We start from the raw sequence: 18,419 nt of genomic DNA, 5'->3' as shown, positions 1-18,419 counted from the left end.
TCACATTCAGGAGCGTTGGTGACTCAGGGAACAAGCCTAGCCCTTGATCCGCTCCACCAGTTCCTTCCCCACCCGCTCGATCACGCCGGTCACCAAGGCGTTGCCCATGAGGAAAGCCCTTCGGCCGTCCGTGGTCCCTGCGGTGTGGCCGTCGGGGAACATGTTCAGGCGCTCCAACTCCACAGGGGCCAAACGCCGCAGTCGGCCCTTCTTGGTCCGTATCACATGCTTGAAACGTGAAGGCGCAGTACCTCCTTCGCCGGTGATGATCGTGCGTGCGGCCTTGTCCAATGCGTCCGGAAAGGCCATCGCGCCTTCCGCGTAGTTGTAGGCGAAGCCGCTGGTCTTGTTGGTGCGCTTCTCCTTTTTGCTGCCCTTCAGGTAGGCCCAGTCCTTCTGCCGCCCGTCGGGTATGAAGAATTCCGCTGGCACATCCTTCTCCGGGAGCAGGATGTCGCCGAGTGTGGTGGACGCACCCGTGTGCTCCGCCTCCACGGTCATGGTGAAGACCTGCCTTCCGATCATAATGCCTGCGTTTCCAAATGGGCTTGTGCCACGGGAGGCCCCGTTGTTGAAGCGTTCGGTGATGTCCGCAAGGTCACCTTCAAGGGTGAAGGTGGGGGCTCGGTCGTTCTTCGTATGCGCTGGAAATCCTTTTGCGAAGATCCCCTCCTGTAGTAGGAGCTCGGGTTTCTTCTTGGATCCTGTGACCTTCCGCCCTGACTCCGTGGAGGTGTGATAACCGAGGAAGAACACACGACGCCTGCGTTGCGGCATGCCATAATCCGCGGCATTGACCACGCGCCATTCCACCACGTAACCCAAGTCGGCCAAGGAGGCCAGCATCACCGCGAAGTCGCGTCCGCGTTGCTTGGCCGGTGATTTCAGCAGCCGGTCCACGTTCTCCAAAAAGAGAAAGCCGGGCCGCTTGGCCTTGAGGATGCGGTGGATCTCCCACCACAGCACGCCCTTCTTTCCCGCCAGCCCGTCCGCCTTGTTCAGCGTGCGGGCCACGGAATAGTCCTGGCAGGGAAAGCCGCCCACCAAGAGGTCATGGTCCGGGATCTCCGTCACCGGCACTTTGGAAATATCCCTGTTGCTGTGCCCTTCCGCGCCGAAACGGGCCACGTAGATCTCCGAAGCATCCTGCCGTTTCCGCGCAGGCTCCCATTGGTTGCTCCATACCGTCCGGAACGCCTTCGATGCGCGCTCCAAGCCGATGCGGAACCCGCCTACGCCCGCGAACAGCTCGATCACGCGCACAGCACCCTTGGGCGACTTCTTCGGCATGGGCCAAAACTATCCAGTGCTTCCACCCCGGATGCGGCCGCACCGCGCCGTTATGAACACCCCGGCCCGGAAACCGCTGACCTGTCAATCTCGCTAACTTTCGGATCCGATCAAAAACCGATCATGAAACCAAGATCCAATTATGCCAAGAACGCCCCCGGCATCTACAAGGCCATGGGCGTCGTGGAGGAATACCTCCATTCCTGCTCCATCGAGATCCCCTTGATCCATCTCATCAAGCTGCGCGCCTCACAGGTCAACGGCTGCGCGTATTGCTTGGACATGCATTGGAAGGACCTCCGCGCATTGGGCGAGACTGAGCAACGGCTCTATTCCTTGGACGCTTGGCGCGAATGCACCTGGTACACGGACCGTGAGCGCGCCGCGCTGGCATGGACCGAAGCCGTGACCTTGGTGACCGATGGCAATGTGCCGGACGCGGTTTACGAGGAGGTGCGCCCGCACTTCAGCCCCACCGAGCTGGCCGACCTCACCTTCGCCATCTCCGTGATCAATGTGTGGAACCGCTTGAGCATCGCAGGGCGGACCCCGGCGGGGACGTATAAGGTGAAGGAGCACGCTTGAGGGCGGAGTATCTGCACATGCCAGTATTCATAGAACCCGCCCCCGGATGCGGCTGCGGGGCAGGTTCAGTGGATGAGTGCTGGGCACCTACCTACGGTAGGCAGGCGCGGCAGATATGTGAGGTTCTCGCAAAGCAGAGCGCCGGGACGGAGGAGCAGTCTACCGTCCTCACGGCCGGAAATGCCAACCGAGCCCTCCTCCCACGGTCACCTCGTCCAATGGGATGGTCCCGTTTTCGGCACCTGTGTATTCCGCATGCGCCAAGCGGGCGTCCAAAAAGAAATGGAAGTGGTCCCAAATGGTGTATGTGAGCCCACTGCACAGCGCAACATTGGGAATGACACGCAACGGATCAATTCCTGCAGGTGGCGGAATTTCCGATCGCTCAGGCCGTGCGAACGAAATACCGGCTTCCATGCCGAGGGAAAGATCGAGGCGGCCATGCACCCAATGGTAGAACGGACCGACCACCACTTGATCGTTCCGCGCCATCAACGCTGTTCGTTGTTGGTTGCCCCTGTACCAGTATACTTCCCCAAGGAAGCTGATGCGGCTTTCCGGAAAATACTCCAGCCTGCCGTTCAAGTAGATGTTCGTGGAAGGAGCGTTCAATTGGAACCCCGGACTGACCGCCGCCGAGATGCGCACGAGCCCGGCCGTGTTGGACGGATCGCTTTCCTGCGCCCGTACTGACAGCGCGGAAGAGACCAGTATCACGGTGATCCATCGCGCTACCATACGTGGAAGAGCTTGTAGTTGAAGCTGAGATGGAAGAGCAGATGGCCTTCCAAACTGGAGCCACGCTCCTTGTGGAACTCGACCTCGCCGTCCTCCTGTTCCGCATGCACGTCCGAGCCGAGGTGGATCATGTACTGGCCCACGAGCGAGATGTCCATACGGTCGGTGAGGTTGAAGTGCGTGCCTATGCCGGCCTGTGCCGCACTGCTCCAGCGTTCGGCGAAGTTGTGAGGGTCGTTGTTGGCTTGCTGCATGGTGTAGTCGAAGCAATGGCCGGCAAGGATGTACGGCTGCACGGTCTGGCGGGTCGTTCCCGGATCGCGCAGGTAAAAGAGCACGCTCCATCCGATGTGCTGGTCCTGGCGATGGCCGTAGTCGCCGATGGGGCCCCGGAAGAAGTCATAGAACCAATCCGTGTTCACGCGGTCCGCAAGGCGGATGCGCAACTGCCCGCCGGCACCGGTACCGGGGCTGTTGCTGTCAGTACCGTTGAAAAGGCTGATGGAGCTGCGGCCACCGATGGAGACCATGCCTGCCCGGTCGTTTTTCTCCGGAGGTGACCCGGCACGCAAGGAGGATGCGATCAGTGCGAGTAGGATGGCAGCCGGGGTCCTCATGCACATGGAACGCTGGTGGGGCGGTTTCAAGTATCCATCATCAAGTGCGGGCTTCGGATCTTTCGGTCACAGCCCGGAGTAGTCCGTCGATGCCAGTGGAGCGTTGCGAGAGCAGTGGGGCACGGGAGGACGGCCCGACCTGAGTTTTCCTGCAATGGCCTAATTCCCGCGCCAAAGTTTTGTTAGAAGTCTCGCGCCAGCCGGCGCCAGAATTTATTCATGGAAGACTCGTGCGAGATGGGGCCCTAATGGACAAGGAAAGGACAAAGAGCAACACAGGAATGAAGTATTTCACGACTGTGGTACATCTCCCTCCCAGCGTTCGATTTTTTCCCAAGTGCCTCATCTCTCACGCCCTTCGGCCGTCAAAGTGGTCCAACCATCACGTTGGCCGAACCCAAGTTCATCACTCACTCGGCTCCGGTCGTCCCAGCTTCTTGTTGGACATCTTCCACTGCTCCTCTTCCGCCTTAAGCACTTGCTTGAGGCTGTCGCTCACGTCCTTCTCCTCGAAGTGGTCGAGGTCGGGTTGGCCGGCGTCCACCCAAGCGGAATACCAGTAGCTGCCCACGGCGATGACGGATGCGTTCATGCGGCGTTCCACCATGCCGCCCATGGCTTCTTCGTAGGCTTTGGCGAATTCTTTGGAGTATAGCTGTACGCTGCCTCGCCCGCGCTGCTCGTAGACGTATTTCCCGCTCTCCGGGAAATTCTTCTGCAGCTCTCTCTCCATGCCGAACACCGTGTCCAATGCGGCGTGGCTGGCGATCACGTTGCTCCATGCGAACTTCAGCGGATCCTCAATGTAGTGCGCACGACCTACGAAATGATCATAGTTTTCAGCGCTGAGCTCGGGGATCCTGCTTTCCCAGAAGGCGTGGATACCGTGCTGGCCGGTCATGTCGCCGTTGTAGTTCTCGGTGGTGTGCAACGGCACGTGTGAATCGGCGATGTAATGGCCGATCTCCGCGCTGTAATACAGGATGCGGTCCACGTTTCCGCGCGCGAATGCCTTCACCAAACGCCCATAGACCACAGGAATGTACCAAGGCACGATGCCGTATGCTTGGAGCGTATCCTCGGTGAATTTCTGCACGGCGAGGTCCCATTTTTCGGGAACTTCCTTGAAGGGATCCTCCCCTGCCGGCACATAATGGTCGATGTCGATGTAGTGGCGCGGTGCCTCTCCGGCCACGGCATAGCGGCGGCTATCGGGGTCGGTGGCGTGGTCGGTGATGTAATCGATGTGGCGCTTGTAGAAGCCGAACATCGCCGGTGGCAACGTAAAGACGGCCATGCGGTTGATGCGGCGGTGCCCGTAGAAGCCCCATGCCTCGGCGTCGCGCTGCATTAAGAACGGCCACAGTAACGCCAATGCGGCGAAGAGGCAGAATGAGCGGAGAAGCGTGGTCCGTTTCATGGTGGTCAATGGTCGAGCGGCACCAAGCGGTCACCGAGCAAGACTGGGATGACGTTGCTCTGGTCCGGGGTAAGGCAGTATTTCACGTCGTCCAGCAGGTGCAGTTGTTGCAATCGTTTCCGGCGCGGCGCGGCCTTGAGGATGCTCATGAAGTTGTCGCGTGCGGCCATGTAAAGATACTTCGAAGCGATGCTGCTGTCCTCCTCCACGCCGAACTTGCCGCTTTCGAGCAGGCGGTCCATCACGGCCCCGGCGAAGGCGCTGTCCTCTAAGCTGAACTTATCCTTCCAGCCGGAGCAGAGCAGAAGGATGTTGTCGTCCTGCTTCAATAGCCAGTCGGTGAGCGCGGTGAGATTGAGGAAAGCACCGATGACGAGCTGGCGCGCCTCGCGACCGGTGTGGATGGCCTGCGTGCCGTTGGTGGTGGAAAGGACAATGGTCTTGCCTTTGAGGTCCATCCCCTTGAAGGCCAGCGGTGAGTTGCCCACGGGGAAGCCCTCCACCACTTCACCGTTGCGTTCGGCCGCCGCGATGTGGCCCGGGCGACCGATGTACTGGCGCGCTTCCTCGATGGTGGCCACGGGAATGATGTCCTTCACGCCGTATTCGAACGCGGTGACCATGGCGCTGGTGGCGCGAAGGATGTCGATGACGACCACAATGCCCATGTCCTGCTTGTACAGCGGGAACTGGCCTGGGGTGTAGCACACCTCGACGCGGTATTGGTAGTCGGTATTCTGGGAGACAGCCTTCATACTATGGAGTTAGACGCGGAGACGCAGAGGACAGGTTTTAGTCAGTAAGTCCGGATTCTTGAGTCTGTGAGTCGTGAGTCTGGGCGTCGATCACCAATAGCCTTCTCCGCGTCTCTGCGACTCAGCGGCCCAGTTTCACTTTCCGACCTGGATGAACGGCGTTTTCACCACAACTCCCTTCAGCACTTTTCCTCGTACGTCCACCAAGATCTCGGTTCCCGGTGCGCTTTGCTCTTTGGGCACGTATGCCATGCCGATGGGCTTTTGCAGGCTGGGGCTCATGGTTCCGCTGGTGACCTTGCCGACCTGCTTTCCTTCCGCATTCACCACAGGGCAATCGTGCCGGGGGATACCGCGGTCGATCAGTTCGAAGCCGACCAGCTTGTTCTTCACACCCGCTTCCTTCTCGACTTTCAGCGCTGCGGAGTTGGTGAAGTCCTTGGTGAACTTGGTGATCCAGCCCAGACCCGCCTCCAACGGCGAAGTGGTATCGTCGATGTCGTTGCCATAAAGGCAGAAGCCCATCTCCAAGCGGAGCGTGTCGCGCGCGGCGAGCCCGGCCGGCTTGATGCCGAAGGGCTTACCGGCCTCCATCACGGCGTTCCATGCCTTTTCCGCCAAAGGGTTCGGCATGTAGATCTCGTATCCGCCCGCACCGGTGTAGCCCGTGGAAGAAATGAGCACCAGGCCGACGCCTTTCATTTCGGCGTACATCGCGGAGTAATACACCATGGCTCCAATGTCCTCCGTGAACAGGCCCTTGAGCGTGTCCGTGGCCTTCGGTCCTTGCACCGCCAGCAGGGACATCTTGTCGCTGATGTTCTCCAATTGTGCATCGAAGGTGTTGTGCGCATTGATCCAGTCCCAGTCCTTCTGGATGTTGCCCGCGTTCACCACAAGCACATAGTGATGGTCGTCGCCGCGCTGCATGTTATACACGAGCAGGTCGTCCACGATGCCGCCGGTGGCGTTGGGTAGGCAGGTGTACTGCACCTTCCCCACTTCCAGCTTGGAAGCGTCGTTGCTGGTGACCTTTTGGATGAGGTCCAAGGCACCGGGTCCGCGCACGATGAATTCGCCCATGTGGCTCACGTCGAATACGCCCACGGCCTTGCGCACGGTGAGATGTTCGTCGTTGACGCCGGTGTACTGAACGGGCATGAGGAAGCCGGCGAAGGGCACCATCTTGGCGCCAAGGGCTTCATGGATGTGCGTGAGCGTGATGGTCTTGGTTGCTGTGGTAGTTTCCATTTTCGGGTCGATCGATCAGTTTGTTGAAGAAGCCCACATAGCGCTGTTGCCAGGCTTGGAGGCTATAGTGTTCCACTACGGTCTTGCGCGCGGCGGTGCCAATAGTGCGGCGAAGCTCGGCATCCTCGACCAAACGGGAAATGACTTCCACCCATTCAGCCTCGGTCTTGGGTAAAAAGCCGTTGACACCATTCTCGATGATGTCGCTGTTCACGCCGACTGGGCTCATGAGCGTAGGAATGGCAAGCGCCATGTACTGCAAGCCCTTCAGCCCGCATTTGCCCCGCGCCCATTCGTCGTCCGGCAAGGGCATGATGCCGATGTCCATGGCGCGCAGGTCGTCCAGCTCGGTCTCTTTCTTCCACGGAAGGCCATGGATACCGAGTTCTTCGTACCGGAAGGATCCGTCGCCAATGACGCGAATGGCGATGCGGTCGCCGTACTTCTTTTTCACTTGAAGCAACGCAGGGACAGCATGCTTGAAATGCTGGATCGTGGTGAGGCTTCCGCTCCAGCCGATCACCACGGGACCCTCGGCACGGGATGTACGCGGCAAGTATTCCTCCGTGTCGATGGTGGTGGGTATCACCGCCACATGGGCATTGTAGTGGCGGGCGTAGTCGGCTAAGTATTCGTTCCCTGCGAATACCATGTCGGCCATGCGGATCAGTTTGGAGGTCTTCCCGGCGTCCTTCACCCATTTCCAGCGGCGGTTGGCATCGCTGACATTGGAGAGCCAAATTGAATCATCAAAATCATAGACCACCTTGGCCCGGCCGCGACGGAAGGCCCGTTCGAACCAAGTGCTGCGCGTCATCAGGGCTTCGCGGCACACGAAGATGATGTCGAACCCGTTCATGCGGGCCACGTCGGCGCGGCGCTTGGCGATGCTGCGGCGCACAAAGCCCACTTTGCCGGCCAGGTTGCCCTTTTTGTAGAGCATCCGGTCATCTTCCTCGCTGATCAGGTAGGAGACCACGCATTCGTAACCGTTCTGCTCCAGATGGCTTATGTACTGCTCGAACCGGAAGCGCTGGTTGGGGCTGCGACCGGGCCGGTGCGATGCTATGAAGAGGATGCGGGGCATGAAGTCCTAATTCGATGCGCTATGCTGCGCCGTAAGATAGCTCGGGGCGGCCATCAGACCTTCCAGCTCGGTGGTAGGCCGCGTTCGATCTCGATGTTCCCGAACGTGGTGCTTTCCCGCGCGCCGGTAGCCAAGGCCCACGGCACCATGCGATGCAAGCCATCCGCCAAGGAAGTTTCCTGAGTTTCCCCGAAGACCCGCTTCGCCTTGCTGTGGTCGCTGAAGGCGAAGGCCACCTCGTTGCGCGCTTCCAGATGGTTCAACGCGCCCTCCTTCCCCATCGTCTTCATCACCAGGGTGGCCAGCTCGTTCACGGTGTATGGCTTCTCCGCTCCCACGTTGAAGATCTCGCCGTAGGCCGATGGCATACTGGCCGATCGGGCGATCAACGGTGAAATGTCACCGACGTAGGTGAAGGCGCGCTGCTGGCTGCCATCGCCGAAGATGGTGAGGGCCTTTCCTTGCATCAGCTGGTTCATGAAGATGCCCACTACGTTCCGATAACGGTCGCCGAGGTTCTGGTATTCGCCATAGACGTTGTGCGGGCGGAACACCACATAGTCCAGCCCGAACATGTGCTTGGCCGCATAGAGGTCCATCTCCACGGCCAACTTCGCCACCCCGTAGGGATCCTCCGGCACGGGCCGCATGTCCTCGCGCATTGGTGGCTCCAGCGCCCCATACACCGCGATGGAGCTGGTGAAAACGAAGCACTTCACCTCGTGGCGGACCGAGGCGTTGATCAGGTTGATGCTCCCGATGAGGTTGTTCTCGTAGTTGAAGCGCCTGATAAAATGGCTGAGGCCCTCGGCGGCATAGGCGGCCAAGTGGTACACGTAGGTGAAGCCGTGCTCCGTGAAGAGCCGTTCCACAAGGGCATCGTCGGTGATGGAGCCATGGACAAAGACCGCCTTCGGGTCCACTTGGTCCTGGAAGCCGCCGCTGAGGTCGTCCAGCACCACCACGCGATGGCCCATGGCCAGCAGGTCCTTCACGACATGGGCGCCGATGAAGCCGGCGCCGCCGGTCACCAAGGAAGTCAGGGTCTGGGTCATGATCATTGAATCACTTGTCCGGTACGCGGGCAAAGATGCGGGCAACGGCTCAAAGGGCCAACATGGAACGTCGCGCTGCGGCTACCTTCGCGGCCATGGCCTCGCAACGACTGCTTCCCCGGTGGATGATCACGGTGATCGACCTGGCCATGTGTGCGATCTCGCTGCTGGCGGCCTATCAGCTCCGCTTCAACTTCAGCGTTCCGGCTTATGAGTACCAATTGCTCTGGCCGGTGCTCCCGCTGTTCTTCGTTGTCCGCTTGGCGTGGCACCTAGGCGCGGGGATCCAGCGCAGCATGGTACGCCACACCGGCACCGATGACGCCAAGCGGATCTTTCTCACCGTATTGGGCGGCAGCATCACCCTCTTCGTTCTCAATGCCATGCGTTACTACCTGGTGGACGGCCAATTCGTGCTGCCCACCTCGGTGATCATCATCGATTTTCTTGGCACCGCCATGCTGCTGATCGCTTCGCGGATCGGCTTCAAGCTGTTGCACCTGCGCCGCAGAGGCCGGGGGAAGGATGCGATGCGGGTGGTGCTCTATGGTGCCGGCGAGGCGGGCCTGATCACCAAGCGGACCTTGGAACGGGAAGGTTCGGCGCGCTACAGCATCACAGCTTTCGTGGACGATGCCCCGGGTAAGGTGGGCAAGCGCTTGGAAGGCGTGCTGGTGCATGCTACCGCTGAACTGCCAAAGCTGCTTCGCGAAGAAGGTGCCGACCAAGTGATCATCGCGATCCAACAGCCCGACAACGAGAACCGGCGGAAGGTCGTGGACATGGCCATGGCCGCGAAGGTCGCCGTGCGCACCGTGCCTCCGGTCCGGGATTGGATCAACGGGCAATTGAGCAGCGGCCAGATCCGGGAAGTGCGCATTGAGGACCTCTTGGGCCGGTCGCCGATCCGCTTGGAGGATGCACTGGTGCATGAGCATTTCCGCGGCCGGAAGGTCATGGTGACGGGCGCTGCGGGCAGCATTGGCAGTGAACTGAGCCGGCAGTTGATCCTCCTCGGAGCCAAAGAGACCGTGCTGGTGGACAACGCCGAAAGCGCGCTCTACGACCTGGAGATGGAATTGCGCGGCAAAGGCCAGAGCGCCTTCCGCCCGATGGTGGCCGACGTGCGCGACCGTGACGCCATGGACCGGCTTCTGGCGGAGGTCAAACCCGAAGTGGTCCTGCACGCCGCCGCCTACAAGCACGTGCCCTTGATGGAAGCCCAGCCGGACCAGGCCGTACATACCAACATCGGCGGCACGCGGAACATGGCGGACCTGTCCGTCAAGCACGGCGTGAAGGAGTTCATCCTCATCAGTACGGACAAGGCGGTGAACCCCACCAGTGTGATGGGCGCCACGAAGCGCTGCGCAGAGATGTACATGCAGAGCCTGGGAACGCTGAACCCGTCGTTGTCCATCGTAACCACGCGCTTCGGCAACGTGCTCGGCAGCAACGGATCGGGTGATCCCGCTGTTCCGCCGCCAGATCGCCGAAGGTGGCCCGGTCACCGTGACCGACCCGGAAGTGACCCGCTTCTTCATGACCATTCCCGAGGCCTGCCGGTTGGTACTGGAGGCCGCTACCATGGGCAAGGGCGGCGAGATCTACGTGTTCGACATGGGCAGCCCAGTGCGTATCGCGGACCTCGCCGACCGCATGATCCGCCTCAGCGGGATGGAGCCCGGCGAGGACATCGAGATCAAATACACCGGCCTGCGTCCCGGCGAAAAGCTTTACGAGGAGCTGTTGGCCGACCAGGAAGGGACCTTGCCTACACACCATCCGCGCATCCTCATCGGCAAAACGCGCAATGCGGAACCACAGGCCACCAACACTGCCATCGCTACGATATTGGACGCAGCGGAAACCGGCGATGCCGAGGCCTGCGTGCGGGGCATGAAAGCCCTGGTGCGGGAATATCGCAGCCAGAATTCCTCCTATGGTAAATTCGACGCACCGGACGGTCCACAGCATGTGACGCCACGGACCGGAACGAAAGAGAAGGCAAAGCCCAACAGATCATGACCGACAAGAACATCGAAACGGCCAAGCTGCAGAAGGAGATAGGCGACCACATCGGCGTGGGCGTGGACAGCCTCATGTTCAACTACGTGGAGGAACCCGGCAAGGGCGCCAAGCTCTACCTGATCACGCTGAACCCGCGCCACAACCAGAGCTTCCTCTTCCACTCCACTGAAGGCGGGACCAAACTGGAGGCATTGCGGGCCATGCGCGAATACGTGAGCACCTATAAGGACCGCACAAGCAGCTACACGGTGCAATGGAGCGCACGCGGCGAGGGCGAGTTCAACACGTCTTATTTCCGCGCCAAGAACGTGCTGGAGGCATTGGATAAGCTCTTCTTTGATCGCGATCCGAACAGCATCACGGTGTTCTCGGTGACCTTGAACCCGATCTCGTAATAGCCGGAATGGAACGCGGAAGACGCTGAAAGAGGGATTTACGCAGATCTGAGTAACGCATGTGGACCGGTCCTTGCCAGAATGACGGTTCCGAGAAATGCCTCTATTGACCGAACACAGTTGTACACCATGCGGAACACCACCCCGATACAGATCCGATTCAACGATGTGGACTTGGCGCGCCATGTTCACAACGCGGTCTATCTCCAGTACTTCGAGCTGGGACGAATGGACTTGCTACGAAAATTCATTCCAAAAGACCACGACTGGACACGGACCGGGCTGATCCTCGCGCGAAATGAGGTGGACTACCGGATCCCGATCCAGCTGTCTGATGCCGTGCAAGTAGAGACCTGGTGCGGAAGGATCGGTGCGAAGAGTTTCGACCTGCACTACGCTGTCCGCAGTACGGAAGACGAACGGATCTTCGCCGAGGGCCGCAGTGTGATGGTCTGTTTCAACTACAACGAACAACGAAGCTTCGAACTGCCCGAAGCCTGGCGTGAGGCTTTGGCACGAATGATGGAGAACGAATGAACCCAATGAAAGCCCACATGAAGAACATCACCGCCCTGGCCCTGCTCGTCCTCTTCGGAACCTCCTGCAGCGCGCAGTTCCCAAAAACCCTGACGGATGCCGCAAAGACCGTGACCGGCAGCGGCTCCACCGGCGGGCTGACCAATGCCGATGTGGTCTCCGGCCTGAAGGAGGCCCTCACCAAAGGCGCCGAGCATTCGGTGGACATCGCCTCGGTGACGGACGGTTTCTGGAAGAACGACCGGCTGCGCATCCCCTTTCCGCCCGAAGCTGAGAAGATGAAGAGCACGCTGAACAACCTCGGCATGTCCGCCCAAGTGGACAAGTTCGAGCTGACCATGAACCGCGCAGCTGAGTCCGCGACGAAGGAGGCGGTTCCGGTCTTCGTCAACGCGATCAAGGGCATGAGCGTGTCCGACGGTTTCGCCATCCTGAAGGGCGGGGACCATGCCGCCACCAACTTTCTCAAGGACAAGACCACGGCGGAACTCACGGATATGTTCCGTCCCATCGTTGAGAAAGCCACGCAGCAAGTAGCGCTCACCAGTTATTGGACACCGCTGGCCGGCGCGTACAACAAGGCTTCCATGTTCACCGGCGGCAGTGCCGTTGATCCTGACCTGGACGCGTATGTGACCCAAAAGGCCATTGATGGCCTCTTCATTCTGGTGGCCGATGAAGAGCAGAAGATCCGCAAGGACCCGATGGCCCGCACCACGGACCTACTGAGGCGCGTGTTCGGGGCGCAGTAAGCCCTTTTCGCAATAAAGAAATCGAGGTTCAGTCTTGAGTCCGTTTGCAGGCAAGTTGCAACCATGGACAGATTAGCTGATGAGAAGGATTAGCTGATCAGCTGATGGTCGCCTTGGGCAACACCATCAGCTAATCTCGCACATCAGCTAATCAGCTCATCCTAACAGAGACCAGAACGTGCGGACCGGGGATGGAAAACAACTGCCCGAAAGTTCCGGCAGCTTTGATATGTGTGTTGACTAAGGTTCCAGCGCTCCCCTACTTCCCGTTCACTAACCGCAGCACTCCGACGCGATCGGCGGAATGAATGCGGACCACGTAAATACCGGACGCCATGCCCGCCATGTTGATCGACAGTGTCTGGCCTTCAACGATCGTCGCGGCACGCAACCGGCGTCCTGATGCGTCGAGGAGGTCAACCGCGTCGATCCGGTTGGCACCGAGATCGATCCGCTGGATACCGCCTTGCTGGCCGGACCAACGGAGACCGACCAAGCCACCGTTCATCTCGTTGATGCCTGTGCAGGTCTCTTCGGCTACACACACCGTTGCCATCGCGTTCGCACAAGGTGAAACGCCCGTGACGGTATAGGTGTAGCAGCCCGGAGCGTGTACTGCAGGATCATACATACCACCGACAAGACCGCCGCTCCAAGCCCCACCGGAGTTCGGCGTTCCGCCCAACGAATCCAATAAGAAAAAGGCCGGCCCGTCCGAGCAGACGGTCAGGTTGGCGTTTTCCCCCGCATCGGCTGCCGGGACGATCCCCACGGTGATCACCGCTGCGTCCTGTGGGCAGTTACCGGGGCAATTGGTGGTGTAGGTGTATGGGCCGCTCACAGCGGTCGCCGGGTCCAAGATGCCCGAAATGACCGATCCCGTTGGACCGGTCCATTGCCCGCACGCGGATGCCCCCGGAAGGAGGTTGATCAGCACTTGGGGATCATCGGTCTCGCAGTAGGAGGCATGGGTGTCAGTACCTGCGTTAGGCGCATCGGTGATGGTGATCACCGTGGCGGAGGTATCGGCGATCCCCGATGGATCGCTTCCGGTGACCCGGACCTGATAGCCGGTGCCTGTTGCGGTGCCCGGCGGGATGGTCCCTGCAATGGAACCGGATGTGGTCGATGCCACACTGCCGATGTCCACGGCCGAGGAGAAGCTTCCGTTGATATCGGAGAGTTCCGCAGTGAACACATTTCCCGCGTTCCATGCGCCACTGGCGGTATACGGTACTGTGACGGCGCTACCGGCGCAGTACGAGGAGAAGGCGAGCGTACCGGCCGCAATGGCATTTTCATCCGAGGACGAGGTGATCACAACATCGTCAATTCCGAAAGCCGGATCGCTTGCAGCGGTGGCTTCAGCATTCACGAAGCGGAAGCCGAAGCGCAAGGTGGCCTGGCCAGCAAAGGCCGGCATTGTCAACGTCTGCTGGATCCATGCGGACTGGTTCCTGTACGCGGCGACCGGCGTGGAGACCATGGTCCAGTTCATTCCCGCATCCGTGCTGTAGTAGACCTCCCCATAGCTGTTCGGGCCGCCAGCGCAAAGCCACCAGAAGGTCAAGTTGACCTCGGATGCGCCCACGGTGCTCACATCGCTGCTCATGCGGGTGAAGTGGTTCGCCGCATCGGTACATAAGCCGTCAGCCGCTGCGAAGTTGCAATTCGTGATCCCGCTGGAAACAGCGGCTGCGCTGGTAATGTGCATGTAACTGCCGTTCGCATTGCTTATTCCCGCAGGCTGCGCCGCCGTAAGAGGAATGTTGAAGGAGAATGGGAAGCCAAAACACACCAAAGTGCCGTCACCACCCGCGTAGGAACTGTTCACCAACCAGGAATTGTCCCCACCGGCGGTGGATCCCATATCGGTGGTATTCATCGTGAATGCCGGTTGTGCCCCTTCAAAATCCTCCGTAAAAAGGACCTGCTGGCTCATGACCGGGATCAGTGAAAGTGCAAGGAGTGACGTGAGTATCGATCGATTCATGTGGACGCTGTTTGGAGGCAATATAGCGGAATTGACAAAGCCCGGAAAAATGTCAGGCTCCCACTTTCGGCGATACTGTGCATTTTTGCCTCGCCTCCGGGGCATGCTCCAGGGCCGAACAAACCACAAACCGATATGCATCCCATCCTTCTGACCGAACCCGGCGTGATCCTGGAGCCCAGTGAACTGATCTTGAACCCCGACGGCTCGGTATACCACTTGGCGCTGCGCCCGGAACATCTGGGCGATCTGGTCTTCGTGGTGGGCGACCCGGGCCGGGTGGAACGCATCAGCGCGCATTTCGACAAGATCGAGCACCAAAGTCAGAACCGCGAGTTCGTGGCCCACACCGGAACGTACCATGGCGTGCGCATTACGGCGCTGGCCACGGGCATCGGCACGGACAACATCGACATCGTGATGGGCGAGCTGGACGCGCTGGTGAACATCGACCTGGAGAAACGCACACCGAAAAAAGAGCACAAAGCACTGACGATCGTTCGCATGGGCACCTGCGGCGCGTTGCAGGAGGATGTGCCATGCGACGAACTGGTGGTGAGCCACAGCGGCCTTGGCTTGGACAATGTGTTGCACTACTACGCCCACGAGCAGACCGATGCCGAGCTCCGCATCCTTCAAGCCTTCCTTCAGCATACCGAGTGGCCGGACAACCTTCCCCTGCCCTACCTCGCCACCGGAGATGAACAATTAGTGGCACGGCTCGGGAACGGCAACCATGTGGGGCTGACCGCCACTGCCGGCGGATTTTACGGTCCTCAAGGCCGGCAGCTGCGCGCCGTGCCCAGCGTGGGCGGCTTGAACGAAGCGTTCACCTCGTTCAAGCACGAAGACCTGCGCCTACTGAACTTCGAAATGGAGACCAGCGCGCTCTACGGCCTCAGCGGGCTCTTGGGCCATCGCGCCTGCACCGTCTGCACCGTGGTGGCCAACCGCCTCCGGAAGGAATACAGCAAGGACCACCACACGGCCATCGAACGGATGATCGGGCAGGTGTTGGAGCGCTTGGTGGGCTGATAGGCTCCCTCACCGATCCCCGTTTCCAGCCTCCGCGCCGGTCCGGGATCAACAGGTGCATGGTTGAAAGATGGGCGCGGCATTCCAGCTGCCCCCTGCCTCACCCGATACTTTCGCCCAAGTCGGGACCGTATCAAAGGCCATCGTCCCGACGTATGCAACACCTGCACGTCCCCATGAGCGACACCGAGATCCAAGCATTGATCGCCTTGATCGACGACCCCGACGAGGGGATCTACTCGCATGTGCGGGAGCGCCTCCTAACGCTCGGGGAGCCCGTGGTCCCCGTCTTGGAGCATGCTTGGGAAGTGGATGACCTGGGCGACCTGTTCCGGAACCGCATCGAGGACTTACTGCACACGATCCATCTGGACCTTACCTACAACCGGCTCGTGGCCTGGAAAAAGGAAGGCGGCGAGGACCTCTTGGCCGGAGCACTGATCGTGTGCCGGTACCGCTATGCCGAACTTGACGAGAACCGGGTGAAAGGCCGGATCGCCGCATTGAGGCAGGACATTTGGTTGGAATTGAACGACAACCTCACAGCCTTCGAGAAAGTCCGCGTGTTCAACCACATCTTCTTTCAGGTACACGGATTCAAAGGGAACAAGCGCAACTACCACGCGCCCCAGAACAGCTACATCAACGAGGTGTTGGAATGTAAAAAGGGCAACCCGCTCTCTCTTGCCGTGATATCAGGTGCTTGCGGAGGAACTCGACCTGCCGATGCGCGGCGTGAACCTGCCGAACCATTTCGTGCTGGCCTACATGGACGAGACCGGAGTAGCCGCCAGCGAGCTTGGCCACGGTGATGTCCTTTTTTACGTGAACGCATTCAGCCAAGGGGACATCCTGGGCAAGGCGGAGATCGATGAATTCCTCGGGAAGCTGGAGCTGCCAACGCGGGAAAGTTTTTACCAGCCCTGCTCCAACATCGATATCGTGCGTAGGCTTCTGAACAACTTGCTGAACAGCTACGAGAAGCTGAACGACCCCGACCGCGTGGAGGACCTTCAGCGGTTGTTGTCGGCGCTGTAGTCCAGCTACCGCCAGCCTCCGAAGACCCGGCCCACAGTGGCCAGGATGATCCGCAGATCCAGCCAGAAGTTCCGCTCTTTCACGTATTTCAGGTCCAATCGGAGCTTGGCCGGCATCACCTCTTCGATGTATGCGCGCTCGGGATCTGCGGACCGCGCCAGCAGTTCGTTCTCGTCGATATAGTCGATGCTGGCCATGCCTGTGATGCCGGGGCGCACCGAGAGCACCGCACGTTGTTCCGGATCGTACATCGCTACGTATTTCGGCACTTCCGGCCGTGGCCCCACCACGCTCATATCGCCCACCAACACGTTCCAAAGTTGGGGCAGTTCGTCCAGCTTCGTCTTCCGTAGGAAATAGCCGACCGATGTGATACGCGGGTCGCGGCCTCCGATGGTCAGTTGTCCCTGGGCCTCGCTGTCCGGGCGCATCGTGCGGAACTTCAGCAGGCGGAACTCGATCCCTCCACGCCCCACACGCACCTGGCGAAAAAAGGCCCCGCCCTTGGAGGTGAAGGCGACAAGCAACGCGAACACCAGTAGGACCGGGAGCAACATCAGTAGCAACACCAGCGCAAATAGAATATCGAACGTGCGCTTTACCATCGCTCAGCCCATGACCTCGGCCACGGCGCTCTTTACGGCATCAACCACCTCGTCCACTTGGGTGTCCGTGAGGTCGTAGTACACCGGCAGGCTGATCTCGCGGCTGTACTGCCGATAGGTGTTCGGGTAATCCTCCATCCGGTAACCGAGGCCCTTGTAGAGGCTCAACAACGGCATGGGAATGAAGTGGACGTTCACGCTCACCTCGCGCTTGGCGATGGCGGCGATGACGGCGTCACGCTGCTCCTCGCTGGCCTCCTTCACCCTAAGCATGAACAGATGATGGCTGCTTTCGCGATCGGCGTCATGGAGCAGGGGAACGATGAACCGGTCGTCCTTGTTGAAGGCGCTTTGATAGCGCTCACAGAGCGCCTTGCGCCGTGGCAGGGTCTCACTGTCATAGCGGTCCAGTTCCACCTGCCCGATGGCCGCTTGGATATCCGTCATGTTGCATTTCCAGCCCGCAGCCTCCACGTCGTAGCGCCAGGCCCCTGGTCCCGTCTTGGCCAAGGCGTCCTTGCTCTGCCCATGCAGGCTCATGGTGTTGAACCACTTGTAAAGCTCCTGCGGATCGAAAGGGGCAGGTAGGTTGAAGGCGAGCGCGCCTCCCTCGGCGGTAGTGAGGTTCTTCACCGCGTGAAAGCTGAAGCCGGTGATGTCCGCCTGCGTACCGAGCTTCCGGCCATTGATAGAGGCCCCGAAGGAATGTGCGGCATCGCTGAGCACGAGGATGCGGCCCAGCTTCATCTGCGGATTGCTGCCCGCAACGCGCAGATTCACTTTCGGGGTGAAGTAGGCGCACAGATCGTCGGCGATCTTCATCAGCTCCGCGATCCGTGCCGGCATGCCACCGATGTCCACGGGAATGATGCACTTGGTACGCGGATTGACCGCGGCGCGGACAGCAGCCGGATCGATCGTGAAATCGTCCAGCACGTCCACCATTACCGGCTTAGCACCCACGTGCATCACGATATTGGCGGTGGCGCAGTACGTATATGCGGGTACGATCACCTCGTCGCCGGGGCCTACGCCGAACCAGCGCAAAGCCAACTCGCAGGCATTGGTCCAGCTGTTCAGCGCGATCACTTTCTCCACTCCGCAGTACTCAGCGAGGTGTTTCTCAAAAGCTTTGGTGCGCGGGCCGGTGGTGATCCAGCCGCTTTTCAGGGCCTCCGTTACGGCCTGAATCGTGCGATCGTCGATGCGCGGCGGAGCGAAGGGGATCATGGGCA

The 18,419-nt window shown here is 60.0% G+C and carries 18 protein-coding genes and 2 pseudogenes; 9 read left to right on the top strand and 11 right to left on the bottom strand.

Features of this window, described 5'->3' with window-relative positions:
• Positions 1-36: 36 nt before the first annotated feature.
• Positions 37-1,290, bottom strand: a complete 1,254-nt coding sequence (dcm, locus tag IPP95_01790; GenBank protein QQS72984.1) for a DNA (cytosine-5-)-methyltransferase — start codon at positions 1,288-1,290, stop codon at positions 37-39.
• A 123-nt stretch (positions 1,291-1,413) separates the two neighbouring features.
• Between dcm and IPP95_01785 the strand changes: the two genes are divergently transcribed.
• Positions 1,414-1,875, top strand: a complete 462-nt coding sequence (locus IPP95_01785; protein ID QQS72983.1) for a carboxymuconolactone decarboxylase family protein — start codon at positions 1,414-1,416, stop codon at positions 1,873-1,875.
• 168 nt (positions 1,876-2,043) lie between these two features.
• On the opposite strand, the gene IPP95_01780 is transcribed toward IPP95_01785, so the two are convergent.
• The 7 genes from IPP95_01780 to IPP95_01750 all read right to left on the bottom strand — a co-directional run bounded on the left by IPP95_01780 (position 2,044) and on the right by IPP95_01750 (position 8,798).
• The gene (locus tag IPP95_01780; protein QQS72982.1) at positions 2,044-2,613 is read right to left on the bottom strand and encodes a hypothetical protein; all 570 of its coding nucleotides are present in this window, start codon (positions 2,611-2,613) and stop codon (positions 2,044-2,046) included.
• Entirely contained in the window at positions 2,607-3,230 is a 624-nt protein-coding gene (locus IPP95_01775) for a hypothetical protein (protein ID QQS72981.1), read from the bottom strand. Before IPP95_01775 ends, IPP95_01780 begins: the two co-directional genes overlap by 7 nt.
• A gap of 406 nt (positions 3,231-3,636) precedes the next feature.
• The gene (locus IPP95_01770) at positions 3,637-4,581 is read right to left on the bottom strand and encodes a S1/P1 Nuclease (protein QQS74172.1); all 945 of its coding nucleotides are present in this window, start codon (positions 4,579-4,581) and stop codon (positions 3,637-3,639) included.
• A gap of 74 nt (positions 4,582-4,655) precedes the next feature.
• Positions 4,656-5,405, bottom strand: coding sequence for a 2-phosphosulfolactate phosphatase (locus IPP95_01765; GenBank protein ID QQS72980.1), 750 nt, complete (start codon positions 5,403-5,405; stop codon positions 4,656-4,658).
• A gap of 135 nt (positions 5,406-5,540) precedes the next feature.
• Positions 5,541-6,656, bottom strand: a complete 1,116-nt coding sequence (gene gcvT / locus IPP95_01760; protein ID QQS72979.1) for a glycine cleavage system aminomethyltransferase GcvT — start codon at positions 6,654-6,656, stop codon at positions 5,541-5,543.
• Complete coding sequence (locus IPP95_01755) at positions 6,607-7,743, bottom strand: glycosyltransferase family 4 protein (GenBank protein QQS72978.1); 1,137 nt, start codon at positions 7,741-7,743, stop codon at positions 6,607-6,609. Before IPP95_01755 ends, gcvT begins: the two co-directional genes overlap by 50 nt.
• Positions 7,744-7,796: 53 nt before the next feature.
• On the bottom strand, positions 7,797-8,798 hold the full coding sequence (locus IPP95_01750; protein ID QQS72977.1) for an NAD-dependent epimerase/dehydratase family protein: 1,002 nt from the start codon (positions 8,796-8,798) through the stop codon (positions 7,797-7,799).
• A 35-nt stretch (positions 8,799-8,833) separates the two neighbouring features.
• Between IPP95_01750 and IPP95_01745 the strand changes: the two are divergent.
• From IPP95_01745 to IPP95_01725, 5 genes and pseudogenes are all read left to right on the top strand, one after another.
• A pseudogene (locus tag IPP95_01745) lies at positions 8,834-9,619 on the top strand (hypothetical protein).
• Between the two features lie 138 nt (positions 9,620-9,757).
• Positions 9,758-10,826, top strand: a pseudogene (locus IPP95_01740) (polysaccharide biosynthesis protein).
• A complete protein-coding gene (locus IPP95_01735; protein ID QQS72976.1) occupies positions 10,823-11,224 on the top strand; it encodes a hypothetical protein in 402 nt (133 codons plus the stop codon). Before IPP95_01740 ends, IPP95_01735 begins: the two are co-directional and overlap by 4 nt.
• A gap of 129 nt (positions 11,225-11,353) precedes the next feature.
• Entirely contained in the window at positions 11,354-11,761 is a 408-nt protein-coding gene (locus IPP95_01730) for an acyl-CoA thioesterase (GenBank protein QQS72975.1), read from the top strand.
• 17 nt (positions 11,762-11,778) lie between these two features.
• Entirely contained in the window at positions 11,779-12,513 is a 735-nt protein-coding gene (locus tag IPP95_01725; protein ID QQS72974.1) for a DUF4197 domain-containing protein, read from the top strand.
• Between the two features lie 259 nt (positions 12,514-12,772).
• Here the strand turns inward: IPP95_01725 and IPP95_01720 are convergent, their stop codons facing one another.
• Positions 12,773-14,506, bottom strand: coding sequence for a hypothetical protein (locus IPP95_01720; GenBank protein QQS72973.1), 1,734 nt, complete (start codon positions 14,504-14,506; stop codon positions 12,773-12,775).
• Positions 14,507-14,674: 168 nt separating this feature from the next.
• Here IPP95_01720 and IPP95_01715 point away from each other — a divergent pair, with 168 nt between their 5' ends.
• The 3 genes from IPP95_01715 (at position 14,675) to IPP95_01705 (ending at position 16,579) form a co-directional block, all read left to right on the top strand.
• Complete coding sequence (locus IPP95_01715) at positions 14,675-15,541, top strand: nucleoside phosphorylase (GenBank protein ID QQS74171.1); 867 nt, start codon at positions 14,675-14,677, stop codon at positions 15,539-15,541.
• A 176-nt stretch (positions 15,542-15,717) separates the two neighbouring features.
• On the top strand, positions 15,718-16,353 hold the full coding sequence (locus tag IPP95_01710) for a hypothetical protein (protein ID QQS72972.1): 636 nt from the start codon (positions 15,718-15,720) through the stop codon (positions 16,351-16,353).
• Entirely contained in the window at positions 16,268-16,579 is a 312-nt protein-coding gene (locus IPP95_01705) for a hypothetical protein (protein QQS72971.1), read from the top strand. The genes IPP95_01710 and IPP95_01705 overlap by 86 nt, the downstream gene beginning before the upstream one ends.
• A gap of 5 nt (positions 16,580-16,584) precedes the next feature.
• Here the strand turns inward: IPP95_01705 and IPP95_01700 are convergent, their stop codons facing one another.
• Both IPP95_01700 and IPP95_01695 read right to left on the bottom strand, forming a co-directional pair.
• Positions 16,585-17,184: a sugar transferase gene (locus IPP95_01700; protein ID QQS72970.1), complete on the bottom strand. Its 600-nt coding sequence runs from the start codon at positions 17,182-17,184 to the stop codon at positions 16,585-16,587.
• Positions 17,185-17,187: 3 nt separating this feature from the next.
• Complete coding sequence (locus IPP95_01695) at positions 17,188-18,414, bottom strand: DegT/DnrJ/EryC1/StrS family aminotransferase (protein ID QQS72969.1); 1,227 nt, start codon at positions 18,412-18,414, stop codon at positions 17,188-17,190.
• Positions 18,415-18,419 lie beyond the last annotated feature (5 nt).

It is taken from the genome of Flavobacteriales bacterium, from assembly GCA_016700415.1.
Taxonomy (GTDB): Bacteria; Bacteroidota; Bacteroidia; order Flavobacteriales_F; family PHOS-HE28; genus PHOS-HE28.
The sequence above is the reverse complement of the archived record's forward strand: the minus strand, read 5'-3'. Positions and strand labels throughout refer to the sequence as shown.

Excerpts from the sequence above, each read along its gene's own strand:
- IPP95_01700 (QQS72970.1), bottom strand. The coding sequence starts at position 17,184 with ATGGTAAAGCGCACGTTCGATATTCTATTTGCGCTGGTGTTGCTACTG.
- IPP95_01775 (QQS72981.1), bottom strand. The coding sequence starts at position 3,230 with ATGAGGACCCCGGCTGCCATCCTACTCGCACTGATCGCATCCTCCTTG.
- IPP95_01725 (QQS72974.1), top strand. The coding sequence starts at position 11,779 with ATGAAGAACATCACCGCCCTGGCCCTGCTCGTCCTCTTCGGAACCTCC.
- IPP95_01735 (QQS72976.1), top strand. The coding sequence starts at position 10,823 with ATGACCGACAAGAACATCGAAACGGCCAAGCTGCAGAAGGAGATAGGC.
- IPP95_01770 (QQS74172.1), bottom strand. The coding sequence starts at position 4,581 with ATGCAGCGCGACGCCGAGGCATGGGGCTTCTACGGGCACCGCCGCATC.
- IPP95_01780 (QQS72982.1), bottom strand. The coding sequence starts at position 2,613 with ATGGTAGCGCGATGGATCACCGTGATACTGGTCTCTTCCGCGCTGTCA.
- IPP95_01730 (QQS72975.1), top strand. The coding sequence starts at position 11,354 with ATGCGGAACACCACCCCGATACAGATCCGATTCAACGATGTGGACTTG.
- IPP95_01695 (QQS72969.1), bottom strand. The coding sequence starts at position 18,414 with ATGATCCCCTTCGCTCCGCCGCGCATCGACGATCGCACGATTCAGGCC.
- IPP95_01710 (QQS72972.1), top strand. The coding sequence starts at position 15,718 with ATGAGCGACACCGAGATCCAAGCATTGATCGCCTTGATCGACGACCCC.
- IPP95_01765 (QQS72980.1), bottom strand. The coding sequence starts at position 5,405 with ATGAAGGCTGTCTCCCAGAATACCGACTACCAATACCGCGTCGAGGTG.
- IPP95_01750 (QQS72977.1), bottom strand. The coding sequence starts at position 8,798 with ATGACCCAGACCCTGACTTCCTTGGTGACCGGCGGCGCCGGCTTCATC.
- gcvT (QQS72979.1), bottom strand. The coding sequence starts at position 6,656 with ATGGAAACTACCACAGCAACCAAGACCATCACGCTCACGCACATCCAT.
- dcm (QQS72984.1), bottom strand. The coding sequence starts at position 1,290 with ATGCCGAAGAAGTCGCCCAAGGGTGCTGTGCGCGTGATCGAGCTGTTC.
- IPP95_01755 (QQS72978.1), bottom strand. The coding sequence starts at position 7,743 with ATGCCCCGCATCCTCTTCATAGCATCGCACCGGCCCGGTCGCAGCCCC.
- IPP95_01705 (QQS72971.1), top strand. The coding sequence starts at position 16,268 with ATGCGCGGCGTGAACCTGCCGAACCATTTCGTGCTGGCCTACATGGAC.
- IPP95_01785 (QQS72983.1), top strand. The coding sequence starts at position 1,414 with ATGAAACCAAGATCCAATTATGCCAAGAACGCCCCCGGCATCTACAAG.
- IPP95_01720 (QQS72973.1), bottom strand. The coding sequence starts at position 14,506 with ATGAATCGATCGATACTCACGTCACTCCTTGCACTTTCACTGATCCCG.